Consider the following 26,822-nt stretch of genomic DNA (forward strand, 5'->3'; position numbering starts at 1 on the left):
AGTCTATAATCGACAAATAGATTGATAGTAAAATATGCAGCCATAGGTGTTGGTTAAGCTCATTAAGAAGAGATTGCCACTTAAAAGGGAAGCCGGTTAAAGTCCGGCACGGTCCCGCCACTGTAATCCAGGCATGAGTTGCCGGGAGAGTCAGGATACCTGCCCATGGTGCCGTTTACGACATCCTTCGAGGAAAAGGATCGCGTTAAATCAGGAAGCAACCTTAGGGTTGCTGAGCACCGCGATTTATCGTCCCCTTTGTTCCTTCGAGAACAAAGGGGCTTTTTTGTTAGGGTCAATCGAAATAAATAGTTCAGAAAGAGGTTTTGTCAGATGAAAAGGAATTCAGTAAAAAAAGCACTTATTCTTACGCTAGCTCTAGTAACAGCAATCAGTCTCGCAGCTTGCGGCAAAAAGGAAACGGAAATGTCTGATCCATCTAAGCTTGGCGGGGAGGGAACAAAAGCTCCTGCTGCAACTTCGGCACCAGCAGCAGCCAAAAAGACGGTCTATCCATTGAAGATAAAGGATGCTACGGGTAAGGAGTTTACTTTTGATAAGGCGCCTGAACGTATTGCATCCGTGTCTCCGGCAGAGACTGAAGCCCTTTTTGCAATTGGGCTTGAGGCTAATATTGTTGGTGTATCTGATTTCGATGATTATCCAGAAGCGGCCAAAACGAAACCGAAGCTTGGCAGTATAACGAAGCCTAACCAAGAAGCAGTTATTGCAGCCAATGCGAATGTCTTGTTCACAGGAGTTTCAATGAAACCCGATACGGTAGAAAAGTTGCGCGCTTTAAATATTAACGTGTTTAAAGTGGAGCCGAAAACCTTGGATGATGCCATTGCGAACATTCAAACCTACGGATTGATTACAGATCATCAGGAGCAAGCGGAAAAAGTGGTTGCTAAGATGAAATCGGATCGTCAAAAGGTTGTTAATGCAGTGAAAGACGTCAAGCAAGAGAACAAGAAAAAGGTATACATTGAATTTGCCCCGGGATGGACAGTGGGCAGTGGCGAATACATGGATGAATTGATCAAGCTTTCTGGCGGGATTAACGTCGCAGGAGACGGAAAAGGCTGGTATCAAATCAGCGAAGAGAAAATCATTCAACAAAACCCAGGTGTAATTTTATTCGCCAATGGGGTCGTCGATAGTAAGAGTAAGAAACCACTTGATGAAATTATCCGTACGCGAAGCGGTTGGGATGCCATTGATGCCGTGAAGAACAAGCAGGTGATTGGCCTCGACCAGAACATGTTGAGCCGTCCTGGTCCAAGGCTGACCGATGGATTGCTTGAAATGGCGAAAGGCATTTATCCCGAACTGGTGAAATAAAATGAAAAGAAAATTAATGCTATGGGGAGGAGTAGGGGTTATACTCCTTCTTCTTTCTATTATGGCGAGCTTGTCGCTGGGAACCGCTAATCTCCCGGTTTTGCAAATTGCCAGTATTCTCGCCAAGCACATTCCTTGGCTGGGAGATCACATCGATGCAACCTGGCCGCAGTCGTCGGAACAAATCATTAATAAAGTGCGATTTCCCCGTGTATTACTGGGGATTCTTGTAGGGGCCTCACTTTCCATTGCAGGGGCAGCTTTTCAAGGTGTGCTGCGCAATCCACTTGCTGATCCTTATGCACTCGGTGTATCCTCGGGTGCTTCTGTTGGAGCCGCATTTTTAATCTATTTTGGACTGCAAGTAGCGTGGTTTGGGCAGTGGTCGATTCCTATTGTTGCCTTTGTGACAGGACTTATTTCTTTATTTCTGGTTCTTAAGCTTGCCCAGATCGAAGGGAAGCTGAAGATGGAGACGCTTATTTTATCAGGCGTGGTCATGCAGGCATTTCTAGGGGCAATCGTATCATTCATGGTGTCTATTTCCAATCAAGTCATTAATGAAATTATTTTCTGGTTAATGGGCAGCTTGGCCATGCGAGGTTGGTCGTATACCTATATCATCTCACCCTATTTAATTATCGGTTTTGTCGTGCTGCTTAGCTATGCAAGGTCGTTAAATTTACTGGCTCTTGGTGAGCGGCAGGCGTCACATCTTGGTGTGAATGTGGAGCGGACGAAGCTGATTGTGCTTATAGTAGCAACTTTCATAACGGCTGCAGCGGTATCTGTTGCTGGTGTTATCGGCTTTGTAGGACTCATCGTACCGCATTTGGTGCGACTATTGGTAGGTCCGGATTATCGGTTGATTATTCCTTTATCCGCCATTGGCGGGGGGATTTATGTCCTCTGGGCAGATACACTTGCCCGTACCCTGCTGAGTCCAACTGAAATTCCACTTGGGGTCATCACGGCATTTCTGGGCGCACCATTTTTTGCTTATTTGCTCCACAAGGATAAGAAAACGTTAAGAGGTTGATCAAGATGATTAAAGTGGAGCACCTTTCCCAAAGCTTTAAGGAACAGCAAGTGCTTGAGAACATCAGCTTTGAGATCAAGCAGGGTGAATTTTTTGGTATTATTGGGCCAAACGGCAGCGGTAAGTCAACGTTACTTCGTCTAATATCAGGGATTGATCCTGTTAAAAACGGAAGTGTTGACCTGGGTGGCCGGTTAGTATCCTCCTATTCACGAAAAGAGCTGGCTAGATGGCTTGCTGTCCTCCAGCAGGATGCACTGCCTCCAGTAGGCTTCACGGTCCGTGAAGTGGTGGAAATGGGCCGATATCCTTTTCAGAATTGGCTTGGTGAGGAGTCTGCTGATGCAGAAGGTTTAATTGATAGGATTGTCCGGAAGCTGCACTTGGAACCGCTGATTGATCGAACAATCGAGCGCCTCAGTGGCGGTGAACGTCAGCGTGTCGCTCTTGCTAAAGTGATGGCGCAGCAGCCGCAGCTGCTTATGCTGGATGAACCAACAACGTTCTTGGATATCGGATATCAAGTACAGATGATGGACTACATCAAGGAATGGCAGCGAGAATCCGAGTTGACGGTTGTAGCTGTCCTACATGACTTGAATTTGGCTGCGCAGTACTGCACGCGATTAATGGTTATACATAATGGCGAACTTGCAGCGATAGGAACACCTGATGAAATCATTACCAGCGGATTAATCAGCGAAGTGTATGGAACTGAACCGATTGTCCTGCAGCACCCCGTTAACGATGCGCCGCAAATTTTATTACAGCCAGGAAAATAGATGAGCTATCGGAGGGTCACAATCATGAATAAGATGCAAGAGATTATAGATAGCATTAAGCCTGTTTATCAAGATGTAGTGAACCAAGCGAATGATCATTTAAATCAGTTGACGAAACCACAGGGAAGCCTCGGGAAACTGGAAGATATTGCACGTCAGGTTGCCGGAATTACGGGCGATGTGATGCCGATTTTCGATAAAAAAGCGGTCATCGTAATGGCCGGGGATCACGGCGTATGTGAAGAAGGGATTAGTGCATATCCGGCGGAAGTAACGCCTCAAATGGTGCTTAATTTCCTTTATGGCGGGGCTGCTGTCAATGTACTTGCCAGACATGCCGGCGCTGAAGTTGTCTGTGTCGATATGGGGGTAAATGCTGATCTGGAGCATCCTAATCTCGTCTCTCGCAAAGTAAGAAAAGGGACGCGTAATATGGCGCGTGAAGCGGCATTAACGCTGGATGAGACTGTCCAAGCCATACAAGCTGGTATAGAAGTTGTGGACGAGTTGGTGGAAAAGGGCTACCGGCTCTTTGCTATGGGAGAGATGGGGATTGGCAATACAACGGCCAGCGCCGCGATTCTGTGTGCTTTGACGGGCTTGGATGCGAGTATAGCTGTTGGGCGCGGAACAGGCATTGACGATAGCAAATGGTTGCATAAAGTGTCCGTTGTGAATAAGGCGCTGGATGTGAATGGACTTCGTGTGGATGAGGTGAACAGATCAAGCGCTGAGTATGCGCTCGATGTGTTAATGAAGGTCGGCGGATTGGAGATCGCCGGACTTGTTGGTGTGATTCTCGGCGCAGCGAAGAATCGCTGTCCGGTCGTCGTCGACGGATTCATCTCGTCGGCAGCTGCGCTTGTGGCGAGCCGATTAGCACCGCTAACCGCGTCCTACATGCTCGCCTCGCACTTATCGCAGGAGCAGGGGCATGCGAAGCTGCTCGAAGCGGTTGGCCTCGCAGCGATGCTGCAGATGGATATGCGGCTGGGCGAAGGAACAGGCGCGGTGCTTGTCTTTAACTTGATCGATGCCGCAGGCAAGATCATGAAGGAAATGGCGACATTCGAAAGCGCAGGCGTGTCGCGGGGTTAGCCGTGTAGGGGCATGCCGTTAAAAGGTAAGCTTATACAGTAAGCATCGATAAGGAGGCGAAGGCGCCATGGCAGTTTTGGTTACGGGCGGCGCGCGCAGCGGCAAGAGTTCCTTCGCGGAGAAGCTCGCCATGCATGGCAGTGAGCGAGGGATTTATATCGCGACTTCCCACATCTACGATGAGGAAATGAAGGAGCGGGTTGAGCTGCATCAGCAGATGAGGCTTGCCTCCGGGTATCCATGGGATACCCGGGAGGAGCCTTTCCAACTGCGGGAGTTACTGCTCCGCTTGCAGGAGAGCGGGGAGGATGCCGTGGTCTTGGTCGACTGTTTGACACTTTGGCTGTCCAACTGGTTGCTCCATCATGAGGGAGAAATAGATGCTTCTGCTCGGGTAATGAAACGCATAGACGAGCTCGTAGAAGCAGTGTCCTCCTACCGTGGACACCTCATCTTGGTTACGAATGAAGTAGGTGACGGCATTGTGCCGGAATACCCGCTTGGCCGTAGTTTTCGTGATCTGGCAGGACGAATGAATCAACGACTAGCTGAGGTGTGTGAGCAGGTATTCCTTGTCACGGTGGGCATACCCATGGAGCTAAAAAGCAGAGCTTATCGACTGGAATAGAATAAGTCTTTAGGCATGGAACGGTGATCAATATGTGGATATATTCTTGGCAGGAAATCGTTAGTATGACGGCTGCTGCCATTGCGCTGGACTGGCTGATTGGTGATCCGAAGTGGCCGATACATCCGGTTATTCTCATCGGACGCTTCATTCGCTGGGTAGAAGGCATGTTACATAAAGGAAAAGAGACGTCGGTTATATCATCGTCTGGATGGCTGCGAACTAAGGGTGTCATGCTTACTGTTTCTACTGTAGTGCTTAGCTTTAACGTGATGCTGCTGCTTACTCTTGCTGCTCACTCGATACATGAGTGGCTCGGATACTTGTTCTCTACGTGGTTCATTTCCACAACGATAGCTATTAAAGGATTAAAGGATGCCGCTTATCTAGTTTACAATCCGCTGCGTTCAGGGAATCTCGCAGATGCTCGCAAGTACACGGGCTACATCGTAGGTCGCGATACGGATGAGCTCGGCGAGGAAGAACTGACGCGCGCGGTCGTGGAGACCGTGGCGGAGAACATCGTCGACGCGGTCATCGCGCCCTTGTTCTATGCGCTGATCGGCGGTGCACCGCTCGCGATGCTGTACCGGGCATCGAATACGCTGGATTCGATGGTCGGTTACCGAAATGACAGATACCGTCATTTCGGCTGGGCGTCGGCCCGCTGGGACGACGTGATGAACTGGATCCCGGCTCGGCTGACCGGCCTCCTGTTAATCCTCGTCGCCCTGCTGCAGCCGGGCCTCTCGGCGAAGCGCGCAGCGGCAGCGATTCGCCGCTTCGCGCACCTGCACCCCAGCCCGAATAGCGGAATTCCGGAGTCGGCGGTAGCCGGGGCACTCGGAATTGAGCTGGGCGGGCTGAACGTCTATGGCGGCGCTGCGAGTGAGCGCGCTCGCCTGGGCTGGCCGCTGCGGGAGCTAGCGCAGCAGGATATTGTCTACGCCGTGAGAATGCTCTACGGCGTCAGCTTTGTAGTGATGGGAGGATTGCTGTGCATACTACTCGTACTGTTTTACTAGACTGGCTGCGTGCTTGCATAGCAGCCTTTCAGTTTCTAACCCGTTTGCCGATTCCTGTGCAAATTGACTATACAGACCGAGTATTCCAAAGAAGCGTGATATTTTATCCGCTAGCGGGATTCGTCATCGGTCTTCTTTTACTCCTAGCAGGCGAAGGGTTAAGCCTCGTCCTTCCTGCGATGCCCGCAGGCGTACTGCTGCTTGGGTTCTGGGTTGTCTTAACAGGCGGCCTGCACTTAGACGGACTAATGGATACCGCGGATGGTATTCTTAGTCACAGACCCCGTGAGCAAATGCTAGAAATCATGAAAGACAGCCGCGTAGGCGCCATGGGTGTCATCGTTTGTGTTCTCCACCTGCTCCTCAAATTTTCGCTTCTTTACACCTTACTAGGTACTGGTGGAATGGGTCGTGTATGCTTCTTACTTGCCATCGTTCCCATCTGGAGTCGTTGGTTTATGGTTGCAGCAATTCAAGGGTGGCCCTATGCACGGCGAGACTCAGGATTAGGGAGTTTTTTTCGCGGAGTTACCAAATGGCATGTGATTATGTCTGCATTAGTAGCCCTCTTTACTACTACGCTTATAGTCGCTTTGTTTTCAACATGGCTAGCTGATTCTCATGTGATAACTTTCTCTTTAACCTATGGTATAACTATCATTTTTAGCTTTGCTATAGGCACGATTTTAACAGGTTGGATTTTGGCCACGTATATAAGCCGTAAATTAGGCGGTTTAACCGGAGATACATATGGTGCTTTGAATGAACTCCTCGAAACGCTACTTTTGTTGGGCATAACCATTTTCGTAACAGATTTGTGAGTGTAAATAGTCTAAAGTGGTGGTTACCAATGTTGTACTTTCTACAACAATTCACACGCCTAAAGGCTATTTTCCAAGGTGAAGTTGCAGTTTGTACAACAATTCGAACCCATTTGTCGCGAAATGGCCTGTATAGGGCCAGATTGTTGTACACTATGCAACAACGAAGGGAGAAAGGTGCGATCTAGACCGCAATTGTTGCACTTTCTACAACATATTCAACCAAGAATAGGATTCATTTATTCAGTGTTTGTCCAATGTTTCCAACTCAGAGAAAGGAGTGAATATCATGCTAGAACGCTATGGACATGGAGGCGACCTTTGGACGGCAGAAGAAGCCTTTGGCCGTCCAAAGGAGCAATTCTTGGATTTCAGCTCGAATATGAATCCGTTAGGTCCTCCTTCGGTTGTTAAGCATATTCTCAGAGACGAGTGGCGTGATATGGTCAAATATCCCGACCCCGCCGTGCGTGAACTTAGAAACAAGCTATCGTTGAAATATGATATCGGAGTGGAATGCATACTGGTTGGCAACGGAGCAGCGGAGCTGATTGACCTGATCGCGCGAGTGTTAAAGCCCTCTGTAACAGGATTAGCGAGGCCCTCTTTTAGCGAGTATGAAGAAGCGATCCATAAATCAGGTGGCGGTATTTACAACATCTCTCTGTCGCACATGCACAATTTTGAATTGCAGCAGCAAGATATCGAAGCCTCTTATTCGGCTGTGGATTTGTTCTTTCTAGGGCATCCGAATAATCCAACAGGAAAGCTGGTCCCTCGTCAAGTGTTGGACATGCTTATGCAGAGTAACCGTAGATTGGTGCTTGATGAAGCCTTCATGGATTTTGTACCGAATGAACAGGAACACACTTTACTCAAGCTTGCTTCCACGAGTCAGCAGCTTGTCGTCATCCGCTCGATGACGAAATTTTATTCCATCCCGGGTATACGCTTAGGCTTTATGGTGGCTCACCCTGATCTGATTCGGCAAATTCAACATCTTCAGGTGCAGTGGAGCGTAAACTATTTAGCGCAGCGCATCGGAACTGCTGTGCTTGATGATTTGGATTTTGAGCAGTCCAGCTGGCAGTGGCTGCAAGAAGAGAAGCCATGGCTCACTCAGCAGCTCGAGCAATTGGGTCTTGAGGTCGTGGCTAGTGATGTGAATTTTTTGCTTTTTTCGTTTCCTGAGCGGATGGGTATCGATGTGAAGATGGCGCAGAAGCATTTGGGGCACCAAGGGATATTAATCCGAGATGCGTCTTTATTTGAAGGTCTCAATAAACGCTATTGCCGGGTTGCGGTACGTCTTCGCGAAGACAACGAACGGTTAATATCTGGGTTACGTCACATGTTGGCAGAATTCATGCAGAACCGGGGGCAAGCTGATGACGAATAAGACTATGCAAGCTGCAACATTGATGGTCCAGGGCACAGCTTCCGACGTGGGGAAAAGCATTTTAACAGCAGCACTGTGCCGCATTCTAGTTCAAGACGGCTGGCAAACGGCACCATTTAAGTCGCAAAATATGTCTCTTAATTCTTATGTTACCTTTGATGGCAAAGAGATTGGCCGAGCACAAGGAGTTCAGGCGGATGCCTGTCGTATTTTAGCCACAACGGATATGAATCCGATCCTGCTTAAGCCGAAGCAAGACATGGTTGCTCAGGTTGTTGTTCACGGTAAACCGTACTCTGATTTAGATGCAAGGACGTATAGAGAGTCCTATTTGCCGCAGGCTGAAGTGATCGTGAAGGAAGCTTTAATCCGGCTGCGCAGTCAATATGATGTAGTGGTGCTAGAGGGGGCGGGAAGTCCAGCTGAGGTTAATCTGAAGGACCGCGATATTGTAAATATGCGGCTGGCGGGTTGGGCGGACGCTCCTGTGCTTCTTGTTGCTGATATTGATCGTGGAGGCGTATTTGCATCCATCGTAGGCACTTTGGAGATCTTGACACCGGAGGAAAGAGACCGTGTTAAGGGCTTTATTATTAATAAGTTTCGTGGAGATGTTAGTCTGCTGAAACCGGGCTTGGATTGGCTAGAGGAGAGGACGGGGAAACCGGTTCTTGGGGTTATTCCTTATCTGCCGCAGTTAGGCATTGAGGATGAGGACTCAGCGTCACTAGATTCTAAGCGCATGCAGAGTAAACGGAATGAGAGCTCTCAAGGGAAACAGGCAGATCAGCTGGATATCGCGGTTATTCGCTTGCCTCGTCTCTCAAATTTTACGGATTTCGATCCCCTGCAAGAGGAGAAAGATGTCCATTTCCGCTATATTACCCACCTATCCGAATGGGGTGAACCGGATGTCGTTTTGCTCCCAGGCAGCAAGAATACCATGGACGATTTACGGTATTTGAACGAATCTGGTCTGGCAGAGCGAGTGAAGGTTTTCGCGCAATCAGAGAATGGTTGGGTCGCTGGTATTTGTGCAGGCTATCAGATGCTAGGCGCCAAGCTGCTTGATCCAAATGGCTACGAATCAGATCATCCTGAGCTAGAGGGACTAGGGCTTTTACCAACGGAGACTGTCTTTACTTCCGATAAACGGACCGTTCAAGTTCAGGGAAGCAGCACACTTTTTACTGAAAATAGCTCTGGAATTGCCATTGATGGCTATGAAATCCACATGGGGCGGACGCGTTATTTGCAAGAAATGGTAACGCCTTTCCAGATTAAGGCTCTTACCAGCTTCGATGATGAAAGCTCTGATAATGTGCTGCACGGAGACGGGGCAGCTGCGGATCATGGGCGTGTTTGGGGGACGTATTTACACGGGATTTTACATAATGATGACTTCCGCAGAGCCTGGTTAAATCGTATTCGCAAGCATAAAGGATTATCCCTAATCGAGGGTGGCCTTCGTTTTAAAGAACGTCGAGAAGCTGCTTTCGATAGATTGGCTGACCACGTTAGATGTCACTTGGATATGAATCGTGTTTATGAGATGATGGATATATCAAAGCCTTGGAAAAGGGAGGATGTTTAAAATGAAAATTTATACTCGAACTGGCGATGCGGGGCAAACAGGCGTAATCGGTGGCCGTGTGGATAAAGATGATGATCGTGTTGAGGCTTATGGCACAACGGATGAACTGAATTGTTATGTGGGTCAGGCGATGAGCTTTATGGATCCTGAGAAGTACCCCGATTTACTCCCGGATTTGCTGCAGGTGCAGCATGAGTTGTTTGATTGCGGTTCAGACCTCGCTCTCTTGAAGCAAGAGCTGCGCCCTTATAAAGTAACCGCAGAAATGGTCGATATGCTGGAGACTTGGATTGATAAATACGATGCCGAAACACCGGATATTACACGATTCATTTTGCCGGGCGGAGGTACTGTATCATCCACACTTCATGTTTGCCGTACCGTATGCCGTAGAGCAGAACGCAGGGTGGTAACGCTTGCGCGAACACAAGCAATTAATCCAGAAGTGCGCAGATACTTGAACCGACTGTCCGATTTGTTCTTCACCATTGCCCGCACTGCGAATCACCGTGAAGGTATTACAGATGTGGAGTATGTGCGCAGCGCTGAGGTGTTTAGACGCAAATCATGAGTTATTATGAACCGTTAGTATACATCGTACCGCCGGAGGAAGAGGGCTTCATTCTCAAAACGGTGCTGCAAAAAAGGTTGATGGTCTCTCGCAAATTGCTATCCCGCATTAAATTAACCGAGAAGGGCATAACGGTGAATGGGGTTAGACAATATATCAATATTAAGGTGAAGGCTGGCGATCGTGTAGAGATTCGTATGGAAGAAGAGCAGTCTGAGGATATCTTGCCGCAGGATATCCCTCTGCACATTCTGCATGAGGATGAGCATCTATTGATACTAGCTAAAGATGCCGGTATCATCGTACATCCGACGCATGGGCATTATTTGAACACGATCGCCAATGGCGTCGTGTATCACTGGCAGCAAGCGGGTATTACGTGCCGTTTCCGTCCCGTGCATAGGCTTGACCAAGAAACCTCAGGTGTTTTGGCAATCGCAAAGACACCCTATGTGCACCAGCAAATATCAGAGCAGATGATTCAGCATCAGGTAAAAAAAGAATACCTGGCCTTTGTGTGGGGCTTCGTCACAGCGAAAAGCGGAACAATCAATGAACCCATTGATCGCGATCCTGAACTGCCGCATGTTCGTATCGTTACCCCGGGCGGTTATTCGGCAGTAACTCATTATGAGGTCGTGGAACAATTCGCGCATGCCGCTTTAGTTCGAATATGGCTTGAAACCGGTCGGACACATCAAATTCGTGTGCATATGCGCCATTTGGGACATCCGCTGCTCGGAGATAAAATGTACACACTTCCAGAGTTTGAGCAGAGTTTATCAGCAGTAGAAGTCAATGAACGACTGGGTCGTCAGGCTTTGCACGCTTATAAACTGGGCTTTGTGCATCCAGGAACAAGGGAGTGGACGGAGTTTAATGCTCCACTGCCTGCAGATTTATCTGTTTTACAGGCATGGCTGAAAGAAAGCAACTAGATAAACAGAAACCATCCCTTGTGTAGGATGGTTTTTCTTTGTTATAACTTGACTTTCCTTATCAATTCGATCAGAATTTTAAGTAGTTCGTTTCATATCAACTTAGACTTAAAGGAGCTTTAAACATCATGGGAGTAAAAGTATTTTGTTACGATAAATGCGGGACATGCCGTAGTGCCGTAAAGTGGTTGAAAGATCATCATGTAGATATTACAGAAAATGTCGCTTTATTCGATACGCCGCCCTCTGCCAAGGAATTGGCTAAGCTGCTTAGTGATAGCGGTCTGGAAATCAAAAAGTTTTTTAATACGTCCGGAGAAGTATATAAAGAGATGAGTCTGAAAGACAAACTTCCAAACATGTCGCAAGAGCAAATGCTCGCATTGCTTGCCTCGAACGGCAGGTTGATTAAGCGTCCAATCGTAACCGATGGCCATAAAGTAACAGTAGGCTTCAAGGAAGCAGTGTATGACGAAGTATGGGCGAAGGGGTGATCTTAGGTTGGAAGAGAAGAAGAAACGGTCAGGTAAAAAGTCACCACTAGCCATTGGTGGTTTCATAGCTGTTCTATTATCCCAAGGGAAGCTGCTCTTAGGCTTACTAAAGCTTGGTAAAGCTGGCGGAGCCATCATCTCGATGTTCATTACAATTTGGGCCTATGCCTATCTCGCCCCATTGCCCTTTGCGATTGGTATTGTTCTGATGATTCTGATTCATGAGCTCGGTCATGTTTTCGCTGCCAAGATGAAGGGGCTTCCAGTGTCAGCGCCAGTATTTATTCCTTTTCTTGGAGCACTGATTACAATGAAAAAGAATCCTACCGATGCAGCAACAGAAGCGTTTATTGGCATAGGAGGCCCTATTCTTGGGACCGTTGGTGGCGTGGCCGCTTTTGGTTTGGGTGTATATACCGATTCTCCTGTCATTGTTTCGGTTGCCTATGCCGCATTCTATTTAAACTTAATTAATTTACTCCCTATTCATCCTTTAGATGGTGGGCGAATTTCTACAGCAGTAACTCGTTGGTTATGGATTCTAGGTTTAATCGGCGGTTTGGTATTTATTTTCTATATAAATAGCCGTGTAAGTCAACTTATTTTCTTTGCCATATGGGCCATGTTTGCTTGGGATTTGTATAAAAAATACGTGAAATTCAGAAATCGAGAAGAGCTTCTTTCGGTTTCGACTCGGTTTGATTTTGCGGCTGATCATCTGCTCCAGCAGGGATATATCATTCCAGGTGAAAATCACACACGAGATTTAGAATATACGACTTACTCGGATTTGCAGGGCCCGGGGGAAAGTAGACAAACCATAGTGATGTACTGGCAGGGGATCGGATTCGAGGGTCATGCTTTATTGCCTCAGCAATCCATCATTAAAAGAGTGCAGTTAATCAAAGTGGAACGTATGCAGAAAGAAAATGGGTTTAATTTAGGGTTACAAATAAAAGTGGATTATTCACCTCTAGGGATACAGGAGCGTTACTATGATGTTCCTGCGAAAACACGCTGGAAATTCGGAATCGCTTATCTTGCGCTCGTTTTGTTTTTGCTTTATATGATAAGACTTGTTCATCAAGTGGGAATTATCGACTAAAGTTTCAAGTTCTACTCCTATTAATTACTGATATGAAGTGAATTCATCATAAAGAGGATATAAACCATGAAAATTACAGGATCAAAGAGACTTGGTCAACTAGGATCGGCTATTTTTTCAGAAGTAGCAGATTGGAAGAGAGAGGTTATGAACCAAGGGGTAGACGTCATAGATTTAGGTATAGGAAGCCCTGATCTACCTCCTTCTGATCGAATTATTGAAGCGATTACTGAAGCCGTTCGTAACCCCGCGCATTACGGTTATCCAACATCGGAAGGGAGTTTAGCGTTTCGAGAAACGGTTGCCAGATGGTACCGCTATAGATTCGGTGTGGAGCTGAGTCCGGAAAGTGAAATATTAACTCTGATGGGCTCACAAGATGGTCTTGCTCACTTAGCGCTTTCACTCTGTGATCCTGGGGACATTGCTATTGTCCCTGATCCAGGTTACCCCATATATTCGGCAAGTCTCGTGCTGGCGGGAGTCGAACCTTACTTGTTGCCGCTGCGCGCAGAACATAACTTTTTACCCCAATTAGAGGACATTCCAGTAGACGTGGCTGCTAAGGCTAAATTCATCCTGCTTAACTATCCAAGCAACCCATTGTCTGCTGTTGCAGATCGCGCTTTCTTTGAGCATTTGATTACCTATGCCAAGAAGCATGACTTGCTTGTCGTACACGATCTTGCCTACTCCGAAATGGCTTTTGACGGCTACCGGCCTATCAGCATTTTGGAGATTGAAGGCGCTAAGGAGGTTGCTGTCGAGTTTCATTCACTGTCAAAAAGTTTTAATATGGCAGGTTGTCGAATCGCTTTCCTAACCGGAAATGCAGGCGCAGTGAATGCTCTTAAAACACTAAAATCAAACATCGATTACGGTGTATTCAGTGCCATTCAAGCGGCTGGAATTGCAGCATTAGAGGAAGACATGGAGCATAATCACTCCGTTGCCCATGTGTATGAAAGAAGACGAAATGTGTTGATCTCGGCACTAGCGGAAGCGGGTTGGATCATACCACCACCCAAGGCAACCATGTTCATCTGGGCTCCGATTCCAAAAGGATGGACATCTCGACAAATTTCCCGGGAAATGTTATATCATGCTGGTGTTGTCGTTATTCCTGGAGACGCTTTCGGGGCTGAGGGAGAAGGCTTTGTACGAATCGCATTGGTACAAGAAGAGGGTCGATTACTTGAGGCGGCAAAGCGAATAAGAGATTGGCTTCGTACATTAGAATGAAAATTAGAGATTTTGGTAAAAATAGGAGAATGAGAGACATATAGATGTTTACGTAATGAAATAAAACTTATTTGTTGAAAGGGGTAAGCATATGGATGCCATTTCCTCATTATCGGAGCTTTTAGCTGAGCAGAAGCCTTCATCGTTCGTAGAAATTCCCGGAATTTTGGGGCAAACTTTTGGGCAAGCGACAATTGCAGCTACACTGCCTATGAGCAAACTATTTTCAATCTATGAAGTTGATTTAGAAGTTCAACGTGCGATTATTCCGCGTAATCTTTCTAAACTAATTGATTACGTTAATTTGTATTTAGAAGATCGCCAACCTATTTATTTCCCGGGAATCATTTTCTCGGCAAGAGGTGCAGGTCATTATGACGAAGATCAACAATCGCTTCGTTTGCAGCCTATTGAGAAATTGTATGTTGTGGATGGTCAGCATCGTTTGGCCGCTTTCCAACGCATTATGGAGACGTTACAAAGTCAAATGGCTCGTGCCAAGGATCGTCGTGAGTACGACAAGATGGAAGAGATCACAGAGAAGCTGCGCCGTCTATACGCTTTCCCTATCTCAACCATGACCTATTTGGACATTAATGCTCGTCAAGAGCGTCAGTTGTTCTCCGACATCAATAAGCTTCCGCGCAAGCTTGGCGGCAACCTGGCGGTACTTCGCGATCAGCGCAGATTCTATCACGTGGCTGCGTCGGAGCTTGCAGCCAAAGCGCCAGCTATGCAGAAATTGACCGTAGATATGTTCTCTGAACGCGGGAAGTCACCTGAGTATTTGTTCTCCTATCACTTGCTGATCGAAATATTGATTGCTTTGTTTGAAGGCAGAATGAAATCAGCAGCGCGTAATAATGGCTATCAATATGAGGATAAAGAGCTGCAAGATCTTGTATCCTTGGCGGGAACCTATTTCAATGGTTTACTGAATTACTTGCCTGAACCAGCTAAGGGTGAAATTGTATGGTCTGAGAACATCCAAATTGCACTAGCCATGTTTATGCATGAAGAAGCTACGAAACCAGGTAAATTTAATCGCTATGCACTTGAGCACGTATTGAAAATACTTCCTCATGTGAATTTTAACAACATTTACGCGGGTGAAGAGAAGGATCGGTTGCCGAGACGGACTCGCATTATGAAAGCCTACAACCATATCAAAAACTTTTATCAAGATCAAAATGCATTTCTAATCAGCGATGCCGATTCTTACAATTCCAAGGAGGACGTGAGCTAATGGAAGGATTACGCCTTAAGATGACCATTCATCCTTTTTGCGATAAGTTCGGACTTTCAACTGTAGCTTTACGCGTTCAGGATCTGTTGAATTATACGATGATTGACCCTATGGTTCAGCGTAAGCTGAGCAATATGCAAAGACGCAAAATCTCTACCTATTTGCAGGAGCGCGAACTCGATCATGTGTTCTTCGGACCTGTTACGCTGTCATTGCGTGAAGTGAATCAACTGTCCAAGGGTGAGAAGGAATTCCTTCTGAAGCATGGATCCAAGCTGTCTATTTTAGACGGCCAGCATCGTATCCTAGCCCTAGGCTATGTGAATGATCAGATGCAAAAGGAAGTTAGACGGTATGAGAAGAAATTAGTGGTGCTAAAGATCAAACAACGGAAGTTTCCAGAGGATGCTGAAATTAGGCAAGAGGTTGAGGAAACTGAAGGTACAATTAATCAGCTTGAGGGAAGACGTCTAGATTTGATGGAAACACAGCTTGCTGTGCAAATCTATATAGGCTTAACTGAAGAAGAAGAGCAGCAGTTGTTCGGCGATATTAACTCCAAAGTACAGCTGGTGAGTAAAGAGCTTGGTCATTCCTTCGATTCCATTGATCCGTTAAATCTGGTTATTCAACAGGTTGTCGATCATAATGTGTATCTTAAAGCAGCGGGTGTTGAGCGTCGCAACAATTTGACTTCGTTTAATCGTAACTTTACGTGTTTTAGTTGGTTATATGCGACAGCAACGATGCTTTTTTCAGGCAGAATGCAGCCATCGTATGAGCTTCAGCGTAAAATTCGCCACGATCCATCGACGTATGTAGAAATATTGCACCAATTTTTTAATACGGTCCTTCCGATGATGCCAGAGCAGCCGGGCTTGGCGCAGTATACATCTGCAAATCGTGTGATTCAAGAAAGTATTGCGCTGTATGCCAATCGCTTCTTATTCCCGAATGGAGAGTATAACGAGGAGTGGACGAATTCTTTGCAGCTTCTGGAAGGCTTCGATTGGTCGCATGACAATGAAGAATTGATCTACGTTTTTGGTGCGTTGGATAATGGTAAGATCAATCTTATCCACGAGAAATCGCTGAAAAAGCATGTGAAGCTTGTTCAATTCTTCCTTGAAGGCACGGATAGCGGAAGTACGGATGAGGAAGATGTGGCTTCGTCAGCTTCATAAAAACCAACAAAAGACAAATGAGAGATGGATCTCATTTGTCTTTTTGCTGTGTTTCATTCCTTCCATTTTTGACCATACTGCTTAATGTAGCTACTTAACTAGCAGGAGGGTATCCCAGACCATGTTGGCCGTTCATCAACGTATGGCGGAGTTATGGACATTACGCAGAGCGCGAGAGTTAACACGAGCAGAGCAAGATGAATTACTGCTGTGTATGGAAGCTAACGCGACATATGTATGGAACCGTTTGAAGCTGGAAAATTTATCGCTCTGTGCTTCGCTCACTGGAGACTATGATTGGCTGCATGAAATTTGCGAGCGCATCGAAAAGCTTGAACCCAAGCACTGACCTATCCGGGTCGGTGCTTTTTTCCTTTTCTGCAAGAGAGTGGACGGGTATAATGGTAGTAGTCTAAATCTAAGGAGATGTGACATGGTAAGCTGGTTCAAGCAATTGTGGGGGGCTCCCTATAATAAATTCTTTCTTCTGGGTTTACTGCTATTAACCGCGTTATTACTAAGATTATATCTAGCTCCCCTCTGGGTGGGCTATGATACTGACGTACGGACGTTCCTAGCGTGGTCGGATCGCGCATATTCAGTAGGTTTATCCGGATTGTACACGAACGCCAAAGACTACTTTCTCGATTATCCTCCTGGGTATATGTATGTGCTATATCTCGTTGGCTTATTGCACCACAAGCTGTCGATTCCCTGGGAGAGTGCAGGGTCATTGATCATTCTGAAGCTTCCTGCCATACTGGCTGACCTAGTCACGGCTTACCTCTTGTTTCAGCTAGCGGTTAGTCGCTCGGGCGGGGCACGAACATGGATACAAGCCATTCTAATTGCTGCTTTATTTGCCTTCAATCCAGCGATTTGGTCGAACTCCGCGATATGGGGACAGGTTGACTCCTTTTTTATGTTATTTATTCTTGCAACTTTGTTACTACAACAGCGGGGGAAACTCCCACAAGCTGCGGTTTTTATAGCACTAGCGCTTCTTCTTAAGCCACAGGCACTTCTTTTCGGTATTTTTCTACTTATCGACGTTTTACGAAAGCGCAGCATGATGGTATTGTTGTTGAGTGTTCTAAGTGGAGCTGCAACGATGGCCGTGATTTCACTCCCTTTTGCCATTGGCAGAGGGTATGGCTGGTTGATTGCACTATACTCAGGCACCTTAGCTTCATATCCGTATGCCTCTTTGAACGCGTTCAATCTTATGGCACTATTAGGTGGCAATTTTATCGATATGAATAGCAGTATCCTGCACATCTCTTACCAATTGATTGGGTGGGTGCTGATGGTGTTATCCATCGTCTATGTGTGCTATTTATATGTTCGCAGCAAAGGACGTCGTGGCGCCTTACTGTATGTGGCTTTCTTATTTATCACGGCCGTTTTCATATGTATGACCAAAATGCACGAGCGCTATTTGCACTATGGGTTATTACTCGCGCTGACCAGCTTCATATACTTAAAGGATCGCCGGATTCTGTGGCTTTTTATTGGTTTTAGCATCACTCATTTTATAAATATAGCCGATGTGCTTTTACGCAGTTTTCATCAGGATTATCACATTCCGCGATATGATCCTTTGATGTTGGCTGTTTCGGCCATCAATGTTATGATGTTTGCCTATGCATGTTTATTGGGATGGAGGCTTTTCGTGGTATCACAACAAGCACAGAAGGTGGAGGAGCCAGTTCCGCTGCCAACAGAGCAAGAAATTCACACAGAGTCCGAACGGTGGAATGCGATTTTCAAACCAAGTAGGGATGAGGTGGATAGAAGCACAAGGGGACGTTTTTTTACGAAAAAGGATGCGCTTTATCTTGGCGCTTTAGTATTGGTCTATACGATAATTGCTTTGTTCCATCTAGGTGGGCATAAGGCTCCTACAACGTTCTGGAAGCCAACAAGCGCAGGAGAAACGGTCATTGCTGACCTTGGAGGCTCGCACAACATTACGAGAATTAACACCTTTGCAGGCGTAGGTGAAGGGTCTTATTCATTCTGGTTTTCACAGGACGGTACGCAGTGGCAGGATCAAATAGCGGTGAAATCCGACCACACCAAGGTATTCACTTGGAACACAGTCGAGCCTAAGAAAGATGCGCGTTACGTTAAAATGGTTATTGATGCCCAGGAAGGGGCGGCGCTGCATCTTCATGAAATTGGTATTTTTGGAGATGGCAGCCCAGCTATCTTACCGATTGCTAAGGTATCCGAACAAGATGTAAACGCGGCTGATGAAGGTAAGACAGCTAATTTGTTCGATGAGTCTACCATAGTACCGTACACGCCTACATATATGAATGGGTCCTACTTTGATGAGATCTATCATGCAAGAACCGCCTATGAGCATCTTCACCAAATAGAGCCGTATGAAAGCACGCATCCACCACTTGGTAAAATACTAATGTCTATTGGCATTTATGTGTTTGGATTGAATCCGTTTGGTTGGAGAATCATCGGAACGCTGTTCGGCGTCGGCATGATTCCAATTATGTATGTGTTCGCTAAGCGTATGTTCGGCCGTTCGGAATACGCCTTTATTGCTGCTTTCTTGCTTACCTTTGATTTCATGCACTTTGCGCAGACACGAATCGCGACGATAGATGTTTACGGCGTATTCTTCATCATGCTGATGTTCTATTTCATGCATCGTTACACAACGCTTAGCTTTTTCAGGGAAAAGCTTTGGACTACGTTAATCCCTTTAGGGCTATCAGGTCTTTTCTTCGGAATTGGAGCTGCATCCAAGTGGATTGTTATCTATGGCGGTGCAGGACTTGCGGTACTGCTGCTATTATCCTTATTAGAGCGATTCAACGAATATCGATTCGCACGAAGATTGCTGCGTGAGGCGGAGAATGAGCCACCACTTACAGAACCGGAGCGCAGCCGACTGCAGCTTGTAGAGAAGCTTTTCATACGAAACACGCTGTTTACTTTACTCTGGTGCGTACTCATGTTCGTCATTGTACCTCTAGGTGTTTATACGTTATCCTATATTCCGTTCATGATGGTTCCCGGGCCAGGGCACAATCTGAAGGATGTGGTCACTTATCAGGTCCACATGTACAAATATCATAAAGATTTGGTCGCCACGCATCCATTCTCTTCCCCATGGTGGGAGTGGCCGATGATGCTCCGCCCGATCTGGTATTATCAAGCTAAACTGATGCCGCAAGGCATGCTTTCGAGCATCGTCTCATTCGGGAATCCGCTAGTTTGGTGGCCTGGCTTCATTGCCGTCATCCTTTCGTTTTATGTTGCAATTACACGTAAAGATAAGTTGCTGCGGATGCTGCTAATCGCTTACTGCTCACAATATTTACCATGGATATTAGTGCCAAGGCTCACATTTATTTATCACTATTTTGCGATGGTGCCATTCCTTGTGCTGATCTTGACCTATTACATCAAAGAGTATTTAGAAGAAGGACCGCTTCATAAGAGTAGATGGGTTTACGGATATTTAATTGCCGTATTCGTTCTATTTGTTCTCTTCTATCCGATTCTTTCGGGGATGATCATTCCATCTAAATATTCCTTCTTCCTCCGGTGGCTGCCGGGTTGGAATTTCTTTTAAACAAAAAGTATTGACGTTCATAGTCTTTTTTTCATCCCAACCCTAATGGAGAGTGATTCAAATGGCTAAAGTGGAAGCCTCATATACAGGCGTTTTAAAAGCTTTCCTCGACCTGCTCCCGCAAAAAGGCCTTGAGTGCAAAGTCGTGCTTCCATTAGCTGTTGGAGGGACGATTTCTCACTTGCTTGCGATAGATTACGCGCTCAAACCAGTACTTTCTGCTTTAGGTGCGCGGAACATTCTGCAAGGTGTATATGTGTACTTGATAAGCAAGTGACGTGGGGTGATCGAGGACAGGCCATCTTGGACGATGAAATTGCAGATCGATTGCAAGAATCCGTGACTGAATTTATTCAAGAAATTAAATGGCATACGAGCAGATAAAAACAAATAAATAATGGAAAACTGCTGCTGGTACCTTTTACTAGTAGTGGTTTTTTGTGTTCGGACCAACCCTTCCCATGCTATACTAGTCGTAGAACTTATACGTTATGATTTATAGAATAGGAGCGATTATTTTGTCCGAAACATCATCTGAATCTGTGCTGCTTGTCGATGGCATGGCTTTATTATTTCGTGGTTATTACGCCACTTCTTCCAGTGGTTACATTATGAGAACAAGTGCCGGCATGCCGGTTAACGGGGTTTATGGTTTTCTTAAATATTTCCTAGATGCGATTCAGACGTTCAAACCTACACATGTTGTTTGCTGCTGGGATATGGGAAGTAAGACGTTTCGTACCGAGAAATTTGATAATTACAAAGCGAATCGCGGACCTGCTCCTGAGGAGTTGATTCCTCAGTTTGATTTAGTGAAGGAAGTAACGGCCAGCTTCAACATTCCAAACGTGGGTGTTATCGGATACGAAGCGGATGATTGCATAGGCACATTGGCAAGTACATATAGTCCATCTACGAAGGTACAGATTCTAACAGGCGATCACGATATGCTTCAGCTTGTAAATGAGAATACGGAAGTTATTATTATGAAAAAAGGTCAATCCAACTATATGGTGTATACACTCGAGACCTTGATGGAAGAGAAAAGTTTAACACCTGCTCAAATTATCGATCTAAAGGGTTTAACAGGAGATACGGCGGATAACTATCCAGGGGTAAAAGGAATTGGTGAGAAAACAGCGACCAAACTGCTCATGGAATATCAGGACATCGCCGGGATTTTGGAAAATTTAGCGCTACTGCCGAAAGGTGTTCGCGCCAAAATTGAAGCCGAGATCGACATGCTGCATTTATCACGTGATTTGGCTACGATTCGTTTGGATGCGCCTGTCGCTTGTGCGCTGGAAGAATGCGGCTGGTCGATGGAGCGGGAGAAGGTTATTAGCAAGTTCGAGGAATTGGAATTCAAAGGTTTGATGAGATTAATTGGTTAAACAAATAGAGCAGGGACAGGGCATAAGAATGAGCCGTTGTCCCTGTTTTTTTTACGTTCAGGTTAGTCACTCCTTCATATGTAAAAACCCAAAAATGATGATCCATTTTGGAAAATGCAGGTTGTTAGTTGCCAATTTAATGATGATTTTAATTTTTAATGATTTATTTTTTGAAAGGGCTTCCATACGATAGGAGGAGGATTCACTCTACAGCAGAATAAAGCAGCGAACTTGGTGGGAGTGACAATTGAGAAGAGGTGTTGTTGTTGTGACGAGAGCGTTTGGTAAAAAAAACAGTTTACGATTAATTCGCGTACTTAACATCGTACTCGCGATGACTTTGATCATCGCCTGGGTACCGCTATGGTCCCCAGTACATGCTGAAGAAGACGGTGCTGGTGCAGGTGCAGCAGCAACAGGAACGCCAGGTGGGGTGGATGCCAGTGCATTAAGATTATGGCTTAAAGCTAATCCGGACAGCGTAACTCATAATGCCAATGGCGATGTTACAGAATGGAGAGACAGCAGTTCGAACGGAAATAAATTTATAAATGACGGTACAATCGTCGGAACCGCGATTCGTCCTAAACCAAAGTTTGTAAGCTCTATTGACCCTAAAGCCATAAATTTTCAACCCACAATTAAATTTGGCCGTAGCGGGTCAAGTATTTTACAAGATGTTGACGGCCTGTTCGCAGACAATGAAATAGTTAATAATGCGAGTGTTTACGCCGTAACGGGGGGATTGTCTAGGTCAGACCAGAGCTCTCTTGTTTTTTATCAAACCTTAAAAAATAACATGAAATTAGGGGCGTTTATCCCGAATTATTCCACAAATACCAAATTGAGTACGTCTTATTTTGATGCGGGTGCTACTGCATCGGGAACTGGAGATCCGAGAATAAGTGCAGCTTATCAAATTCCCTTATTGAATTATAACGTATGGGGATTCAATTTTGATGCGAATAGGGCGGTCGGGAACGCGGTCTATCAGTCTATTTCCCTCGATGGTAAGGTGGTAGCTGAGTCGACTAGCCCCCGTCTTCCGATTGTTGGAGCGATTACTCCTATGGTTCTCGGTTCCAATGGCTCAGGAGCTGGAGGTTTTGGCTACGATGGACAAGTCGGTGAAATGATCATTTTCACCAATCCACTCACGACGACGCAGAGGCGTCAGGTAGAATCGTATTTGGCCATCAAGTTCGGTACTCCTCTTAAAGAGGGTAATTACTTGTCCGCTGGTTTCTCACCGCAGGTTGTTTGGGATGCAGCCGTTAATGCTGAATTCGGAAACAATGTAGCTGGCATAGGGCTTGATCAAATGGGAGCGCTGGACCAAAAGCAAAGCCGAAGCAGTGATGGTCCTGCTGCATCTCAAGTATTAATCAGCGCGAAGCAAGCGTTAACGGATAAGCAATATCTGCTCTGGGGCGATAATGAAAGTGCAAGCCCATCAACATCCTATGGGCAGGGCTTTAAGAAGTTGGCACGTACATGGAAGGTACAGAATACTGGAAATGTCGGGCAAGTGCAAATAGCCATTCCCAAAAGTGTAATTCCACTAGGAGGTGTGCTGTTAAAAAGCGATAGCAGCGGTTTCGCGAATACGACGCCAATTCCAATGAGTTTGGCTCAAGTTGGGGGAGCAGATTATTACGTTGCCGAAGCAACTTTATCCAATGGCACCTATTTCACCTTCGCTGAGAAGTTACCGGAAATTCAACTTTCCTCACTCGAACTATGGGTTGGAACCCAACAAATTACAATGAACACACCATTCGTTCCATTCAAGTCAAACGGGTACGAGGCTGTTGTTTCGCAAAACACGGAGAACATCCGAGTAACTGCACAAGCGGAAGCTGGAGCCGCAGTGAAGATAACTTTGAACAATTATGTAAACTCTGGGATGTCGGTGACGGATCCCACCCAAATACCGTTAGTGCCGGGAGTAAACAAACTAACCATCAGTCTGTCAAAGGATGATGCAATAAATGAGTATCATGTTGACTTGATCCGCCGTTTGTCTAAAGGGGAGAACGGCAAAATCGATCTTTATGCAGGAACTGTCACGGCTAGTTCGTATCAGCCGAATACGACTAATATCCCTACCAATGTAGTGGATGGTATTTTGACAGATGATAACCGTTGGTCGGCCTCCGGTCAAGGAGAATGGCTACAATTCGACTTGGGACAACCTGAGACAGTTACGTACTTAGATATTGCTTACTTAAGCGCAAGAGAACGGCAGTCCAATTTCGAAATATTAGGCTCAAATGATCCTGAATTTGCGACGAGCGAAATTTTATTACCAAAAAGAAAGAGTCGAGCTCTTCTACCTACGGATGCAGCTATGCAATCCTATGTTTTGACAAACCCAATTTCTGCACGTTATTTGCGAATTGTTGGATATGGTAACACCGCCAGTGGGAGTTCGGGTAACTGGAATAGTATTATAGAAACTGCACTATTTACGGGAATAGCCCCAAATATTGTTGAACCTGTGGAACCAAGTGGACCTCTGCAAGCAGGCGATAAACCTGTGGGCGATTTGCCACCGATGAAAGTTGTGAAAGTGAGTACTGCTGAGCAACTGCAGAATGGGCTTGAACAAGCTGCTAAAGGAACGGTAATCGAGCTTCAAAACGGGATTTATGAACAGAACGGACCGTTTGTAGTGAAAGATAAGCAGGGTACGGCTGTACTACCGATTCGTATTATTGCGGCGGAGCAGGGTAAGGCAGTTATTACAGGTAATAGCTATATGCACATTGAAAATTCTAACTATATTGAAGTATCGGGACTTACATTCCGAAATGGAATTGGGACAACCGTGAAAGACCAGACGCTGAATTACAGAGGAGTGGACCCTGACCTTGTTTCTACTTTGACGGGTGTACACCCGGGTGTTGAACTGCATAACTCTAGCAATGTGACTATTCTGCGCAACACCTTTGCACTTGACGAGACTGGTCAGCCTTTCCGATTTACCATTACTGAAAATACGATAAGCAAAACAGTTTGGTGTTTAATTGGGGTTGAATATAGCTGTCGATATGGCGGCGGAAGCACATACACGCCTGACGGAGCTGTATATGTCGGAGATACCCCTCATACAAATCCCACTCTGGAGACCGACAACGGAACCAACCGACATTATATCCGTGTTGAGGGCATAAGCAGCCATAACCGGATTGCTTACAATGATATTGGTCCTAAGAAAGGGTTCGGCGCAGTGATCACATATAACGGAGAGCCGGGGTATACGGTTTCGGAGTACGATGTGATCGAGTACAATCATTTCCACGACATTGGTCCACGCGTGTCAAATGGCTTGGAAGCAATTCGCCTCGGATTATCCGGGTTGTCTCTGGCTTCTGGTCATATGATCATTCAGTATAATTTGTTCGACGGGCTCAATGCTGAAGATGAGATTATCTCCGTGAAGAGCAGTGATAATATAATCCGCTACAATACGGTTCGAAATTCGTTCGGAGGTATCGTCGCACGACACGGGCATCGCAACAGCTTTTATGGCAATTTCATTATCGGCGATGGTAAGAAGGCTGGAATGAGCGGATTTCGTATTTATGGTAATGATCATAAAATTTATAACAACTATATGGAAGGGCTTACCAACAGAATTATTCAGCTTGACGGGGGCACCGTAGACGCAGGTTTGGACGGCGGCATCAATCCAACTGTTAAATGGGGAGAAGGACCGGATCAGTCAGCGTTGTTAAGAACGCTGTCGGAAGAGCGCCAGACAGAGCTTTTACGTGGGCACTGGCGCCAGTACAACGTACAAATATTTAACAATACAATGGTAAATGTCGGAAACAACACGAACGGCTTCTATATTGGCGGAAGAACCTTCCAGCCAGTTGGAACGAAGATCTACAACAATCTGGTCTTTAGCAACGCAGGCACGATATTTAATGAAACATCCTTAATAAAGGATATAGATCGACCGACTTATGTCGGCAACATGGTGGACGGAATTGCAGCGGTATCCGCTAATGCAACCGTTATCGGCTCGACATATAAAGGAGATCTAAAGCTGGTTCGCAATAGCGATGGTTTAATCCGACTATCAGGGCTCAGTCCGGCCATCGATGCGTCGCAGAGCATGTATGTTGCCCTGGAGGACATGGACGGACAAACGAGACGTATGATTTCCGATGCAGGAGCTGACGAATATGCACCTGGAATCACGCCAACCAATAGACCGCTGACAGCGTCTGCTGTCGGACCGAATGTAGGTTTGACGGGTCCAATTGAAGAAACCGAGCCAGGTTTGAGCGATCTCCAGCTGAAGCCGGATCTCACGCTGAGTCCAAATTTCACTTCAAATGTAACCTACTACACGGTAACAGTTCCTTCAGGAACAAACAGCCTGAAGCTCATCCCTGCCACGCTAACAAATGATTCAGTTGTGATGGTAAGTTTGGATGGCAATGCACGTCAATCTGTCTCTAACGGGGAAGAAAGCAATTCGTTGGACATTGGTCAAAATGGGAGCGTTATCCTGATTGAAGTAGCGCTGACTTCTGGGAAAAGCAAAGTGTACACTATTTTTGCAAGACGCCAGATGGATCATTCATCTTCATCGTCAGGGTCAACAGGATCATCAACGTTGCCAACGATACCAGCTCCTGTGCCGATACAAGTACCTGCACCGCAGCCAACACCAACACCTCCGACTCCGCCGAGGACAGGGAAAACCTTTGTCGATGTTGTCTCCCATTGGTCGTCAGAAGCAGTTTCCAAAGCTACTGCAAGGGGTATTGTACACGGTTATGAAGATGGCAGTTTCAAGCCGAACGAACCAACGACAAGAATGCAATTTGCTACAATGCTGGTTCGCGCATTGGGCTTGAATATTAAATCTTCAGGACGTGAGTTCGCTGACCAGGCAGATATCCCGGATTGGGCAACGGGTGAAGTGGCTGCAGCGCTTGATGCGGGAATTCTTCAAGGGTATGAAGATAATTCCTTACGTCCCAATGTACCAATTAACCGGGCTGAGATGGTCATCATGCTTTTAAGAGCGTATCCGCAAAGGGAAGATATGTCTGTTGCCCCATCCTTCAGCGATAGATCGCAAATTCCATCTTGGGCGGTTTCAGATGTATCTCATGCAGTAGCACTGGGTCTCGTCGATGGACGGGAGAACAACCGGTTTGCACCGATGGAAACGGCAACCAGATCTGAAGCCGTAACGGTAATCATACGTATGCTAGAGAAATAGAAACAGCAGGTTGAAATAAGACTACAGGAACCGCTTTTCCGAAGGAGGGCGGTCTTGTTGTTTTTATTG

General features: G+C 46.1%; 21 protein-coding genes and 1 riboswitch. All 21 genes read left to right on the forward strand.

Going from position 1 to position 26,822, the window contains the following annotated elements; all coding sequences use genetic code 11:
• Nucleotides 1-27: 27 nt before the first annotated feature.
• Nucleotides 28-181: riboswitch (cobalamin riboswitch) on the forward strand.
• Between the two features lie 152 nt (nt 182-333).
• The 21 genes from QFZ80_RS02345 to QFZ80_RS02445 all read left to right on the forward strand — a co-directional run bounded on the left by QFZ80_RS02345 (nt 334) and on the right by QFZ80_RS02445 (nt 26,753).
• A complete protein-coding gene (locus QFZ80_RS02345; protein ID WP_307549239.1) occupies nt 334-1,344 on the forward strand; it encodes an ABC transporter substrate-binding protein in 1,011 nt (336 codons plus the stop codon).
• A gap of 1 nt (nt 1,345) precedes the next feature.
• On the forward strand, nt 1,346-2,383 hold the full coding sequence (locus tag QFZ80_RS02350; protein WP_307549237.1) for a FecCD family ABC transporter permease: 1,038 nt from the start codon (nt 1,346-1,348) through the stop codon (nt 2,381-2,383).
• Between the two features lie 5 nt (nt 2,384-2,388).
• A complete protein-coding gene (locus QFZ80_RS02355) occupies nt 2,389-3,165 on the forward strand; it encodes an ABC transporter ATP-binding protein (RefSeq protein ID WP_307557050.1) in 777 nt (258 codons plus the stop codon).
• Nucleotides 3,166-3,189: 24 nt separating this feature from the next.
• On the forward strand, nt 3,190-4,263 hold the full coding sequence (gene cobT, locus QFZ80_RS02360; RefSeq protein WP_307557052.1) for a nicotinate-nucleotide--dimethylbenzimidazole phosphoribosyltransferase: 1,074 nt from the start codon (nt 3,190-3,192) through the stop codon (nt 4,261-4,263).
• A gap of 67 nt (nt 4,264-4,330) precedes the next feature.
• Nucleotides 4,331-4,891, forward strand: coding sequence for a bifunctional adenosylcobinamide kinase/adenosylcobinamide-phosphate guanylyltransferase (gene cobU / locus QFZ80_RS02365; protein ID WP_307557054.1), 561 nt, complete (start codon nt 4,331-4,333; stop codon nt 4,889-4,891).
• Nucleotides 4,892-4,923: 32 nt separating this feature from the next.
• Nucleotides 4,924-5,916 carry an adenosylcobinamide-phosphate synthase CbiB gene (cbiB, locus tag QFZ80_RS02370; RefSeq protein WP_307563991.1) on the forward strand — a complete coding sequence of 331 codons (993 nt, stop codon included), beginning with the start codon at nt 4,924-4,926 and terminating at the stop codon, nt 5,914-5,916.
• Nucleotides 5,889-6,737: an adenosylcobinamide-GDP ribazoletransferase gene (cobS, locus tag QFZ80_RS02375; protein WP_307557056.1), complete on the forward strand. Its 849-nt coding sequence runs from the start codon at nt 5,889-5,891 to the stop codon at nt 6,735-6,737. The genes cbiB and cobS overlap by 28 nt, the downstream gene beginning before the upstream one ends.
• A 289-nt stretch (nt 6,738-7,026) precedes the next feature.
• Entirely contained in the window at nt 7,027-8,136 is a 1,110-nt protein-coding gene (cobD, locus tag QFZ80_RS02380; protein WP_307557058.1) for a threonine-phosphate decarboxylase CobD, read from the forward strand.
• A complete protein-coding gene (locus QFZ80_RS02385) occupies nt 8,126-9,730 on the forward strand; it encodes a cobyric acid synthase (RefSeq protein ID WP_307557060.1) in 1,605 nt (534 codons plus the stop codon). Before cobD ends, QFZ80_RS02385 begins: the two co-directional genes overlap by 11 nt.
• Before the next feature lies 1 nt (nt 9,731).
• A complete protein-coding gene (locus QFZ80_RS02390; RefSeq protein WP_057304810.1) occupies nt 9,732-10,301 on the forward strand; it encodes a cob(I)yrinic acid a,c-diamide adenosyltransferase in 570 nt (189 codons plus the stop codon).
• Nucleotides 10,298-11,239, forward strand: coding sequence for an RluA family pseudouridine synthase (locus tag QFZ80_RS02395; protein WP_307549225.1), 942 nt, complete (start codon nt 10,298-10,300; stop codon nt 11,237-11,239). Before QFZ80_RS02390 ends, QFZ80_RS02395 begins: the two co-directional genes overlap by 4 nt.
• A gap of 128 nt (nt 11,240-11,367) precedes the next feature.
• Nucleotides 11,368-11,733 (forward strand): arsenate reductase family protein, encoded by a 366-nt coding sequence (locus tag QFZ80_RS02400; protein WP_373459994.1) that lies wholly within the window; start codon nt 11,368-11,370, stop codon nt 11,731-11,733.
• Nucleotides 11,708-12,838, forward strand: a complete 1,131-nt coding sequence (locus QFZ80_RS02405) for a site-2 protease family protein (protein ID WP_307549224.1) — start codon at nt 11,708-11,710, stop codon at nt 12,836-12,838. Before QFZ80_RS02400 ends, QFZ80_RS02405 begins: the two co-directional genes overlap by 26 nt.
• A 66-nt stretch (nt 12,839-12,904) precedes the next feature.
• Nucleotides 12,905-14,080 carry an aminotransferase class I/II-fold pyridoxal phosphate-dependent enzyme gene (locus QFZ80_RS02410; RefSeq protein ID WP_307557063.1) on the forward strand — a complete coding sequence of 392 codons (1,176 nt, stop codon included), beginning with the start codon at nt 12,905-12,907 and terminating at the stop codon, nt 14,078-14,080.
• A 91-nt stretch (nt 14,081-14,171) separates the two neighbouring features.
• Nucleotides 14,172-15,326: a DNA sulfur modification protein DndB gene (locus tag QFZ80_RS02415; RefSeq protein ID WP_307549221.1), complete on the forward strand. Its 1,155-nt coding sequence runs from the start codon at nt 14,172-14,174 to the stop codon at nt 15,324-15,326.
• Nucleotides 15,326-16,510: a DNA sulfur modification protein DndB gene (locus QFZ80_RS02420; protein WP_307549219.1), complete on the forward strand. Its 1,185-nt coding sequence runs from the start codon at nt 15,326-15,328 to the stop codon at nt 16,508-16,510. Before QFZ80_RS02415 ends, QFZ80_RS02420 begins: the two co-directional genes overlap by 1 nt.
• Before the next feature lie 121 nt (nt 16,511-16,631).
• Nucleotides 16,632-16,859 carry a DUF7667 family protein gene (locus QFZ80_RS02425; RefSeq protein WP_029194101.1) on the forward strand — a complete coding sequence of 76 codons (228 nt, stop codon included), beginning with the start codon at nt 16,632-16,634 and terminating at the stop codon, nt 16,857-16,859.
• An 84-nt stretch (nt 16,860-16,943) separates the two neighbouring features.
• Nucleotides 16,944-20,111, forward strand: coding sequence for a glycosyltransferase family 39 protein (locus tag QFZ80_RS02430; protein WP_307557065.1), 3,168 nt, complete (start codon nt 16,944-16,946; stop codon nt 20,109-20,111).
• A gap of 61 nt (nt 20,112-20,172) precedes the next feature.
• Nucleotides 20,173-20,388 (forward strand): NAD(P)H-dependent oxidoreductase, encoded by a 216-nt coding sequence (locus tag QFZ80_RS02435; protein ID WP_373459995.1) that lies wholly within the window; start codon nt 20,173-20,175, stop codon nt 20,386-20,388.
• A gap of 241 nt (nt 20,389-20,629) precedes the next feature.
• On the forward strand, nt 20,630-21,505 hold the full coding sequence (locus QFZ80_RS02440) for a 5'-3' exonuclease (protein ID WP_373459996.1): 876 nt from the start codon (nt 20,630-20,632) through the stop codon (nt 21,503-21,505).
• A 247-nt stretch (nt 21,506-21,752) separates the two neighbouring features.
• The gene (locus tag QFZ80_RS02445; protein ID WP_307557067.1) at nt 21,753-26,753 is read left to right on the forward strand and encodes an S-layer homology domain-containing protein; all 5,001 of its coding nucleotides are present in this window, start codon (nt 21,753-21,755) and stop codon (nt 26,751-26,753) included.
• Nucleotides 26,754-26,822 lie beyond the last annotated feature (69 nt).

The sequence above is a fragment of the Paenibacillus sp. V4I7 genome, from assembly GCF_030817275.1.
Lineage (GTDB): Bacteria > Bacillota > Bacilli > Paenibacillales > NBRC-103111 > Paenibacillus_E.

Coding starts and splice junctions, on each gene's coding strand:
- QFZ80_RS02345 (WP_307549239.1), top strand. CDS start 334: ATGAAAAGGAATTCAGTAAAAAAAGCACTTATTCTTACGCTAGCTCTA.
- QFZ80_RS02350 (WP_307549237.1), top strand. CDS start 1,346: ATGAAAAGAAAATTAATGCTATGGGGAGGAGTAGGGGTTATACTCCTT.
- QFZ80_RS02355 (WP_307557050.1), top strand. CDS start 2,389: ATGATTAAAGTGGAGCACCTTTCCCAAAGCTTTAAGGAACAGCAAGTG.
- cobT (WP_307557052.1), top strand. CDS start 3,190: ATGAATAAGATGCAAGAGATTATAGATAGCATTAAGCCTGTTTATCAA.
- cobU (WP_307557054.1), top strand. CDS start 4,331: ATGGCAGTTTTGGTTACGGGCGGCGCGCGCAGCGGCAAGAGTTCCTTC.
- cbiB (WP_307563991.1), top strand. CDS start 4,924: ATGTGGATATATTCTTGGCAGGAAATCGTTAGTATGACGGCTGCTGCC.
- cobD (WP_307557058.1), top strand. CDS start 7,027: ATGCTAGAACGCTATGGACATGGAGGCGACCTTTGGACGGCAGAAGAA.
- QFZ80_RS02385 (WP_307557060.1), top strand. CDS start 8,126: ATGACGAATAAGACTATGCAAGCTGCAACATTGATGGTCCAGGGCACA.
- QFZ80_RS02390 (WP_057304810.1), top strand. CDS start 9,732: ATGAAAATTTATACTCGAACTGGCGATGCGGGGCAAACAGGCGTAATC.
- QFZ80_RS02395 (WP_307549225.1), top strand. CDS start 10,298: ATGAGTTATTATGAACCGTTAGTATACATCGTACCGCCGGAGGAAGAG.
- QFZ80_RS02400 (WP_373459994.1), top strand. CDS start 11,368: ATGGGAGTAAAAGTATTTTGTTACGATAAATGCGGGACATGCCGTAGT.
- QFZ80_RS02405 (WP_307549224.1), top strand. CDS start 11,708: ATGACGAAGTATGGGCGAAGGGGTGATCTTAGGTTGGAAGAGAAGAAG.
- QFZ80_RS02410 (WP_307557063.1), top strand. CDS start 12,905: ATGAAAATTACAGGATCAAAGAGACTTGGTCAACTAGGATCGGCTATT.
- QFZ80_RS02415 (WP_307549221.1), top strand. CDS start 14,172: ATGGATGCCATTTCCTCATTATCGGAGCTTTTAGCTGAGCAGAAGCCT.
- QFZ80_RS02420 (WP_307549219.1), top strand. CDS start 15,326: ATGGAAGGATTACGCCTTAAGATGACCATTCATCCTTTTTGCGATAAG.
- QFZ80_RS02425 (WP_029194101.1), top strand. CDS start 16,632: ATGTTGGCCGTTCATCAACGTATGGCGGAGTTATGGACATTACGCAGA.
- QFZ80_RS02430 (WP_307557065.1), top strand. CDS start 16,944: ATGGTAAGCTGGTTCAAGCAATTGTGGGGGGCTCCCTATAATAAATTC.
- QFZ80_RS02435 (WP_373459995.1), top strand. CDS start 20,173: ATGGCTAAAGTGGAAGCCTCATATACAGGCGTTTTAAAAGCTTTCCTC.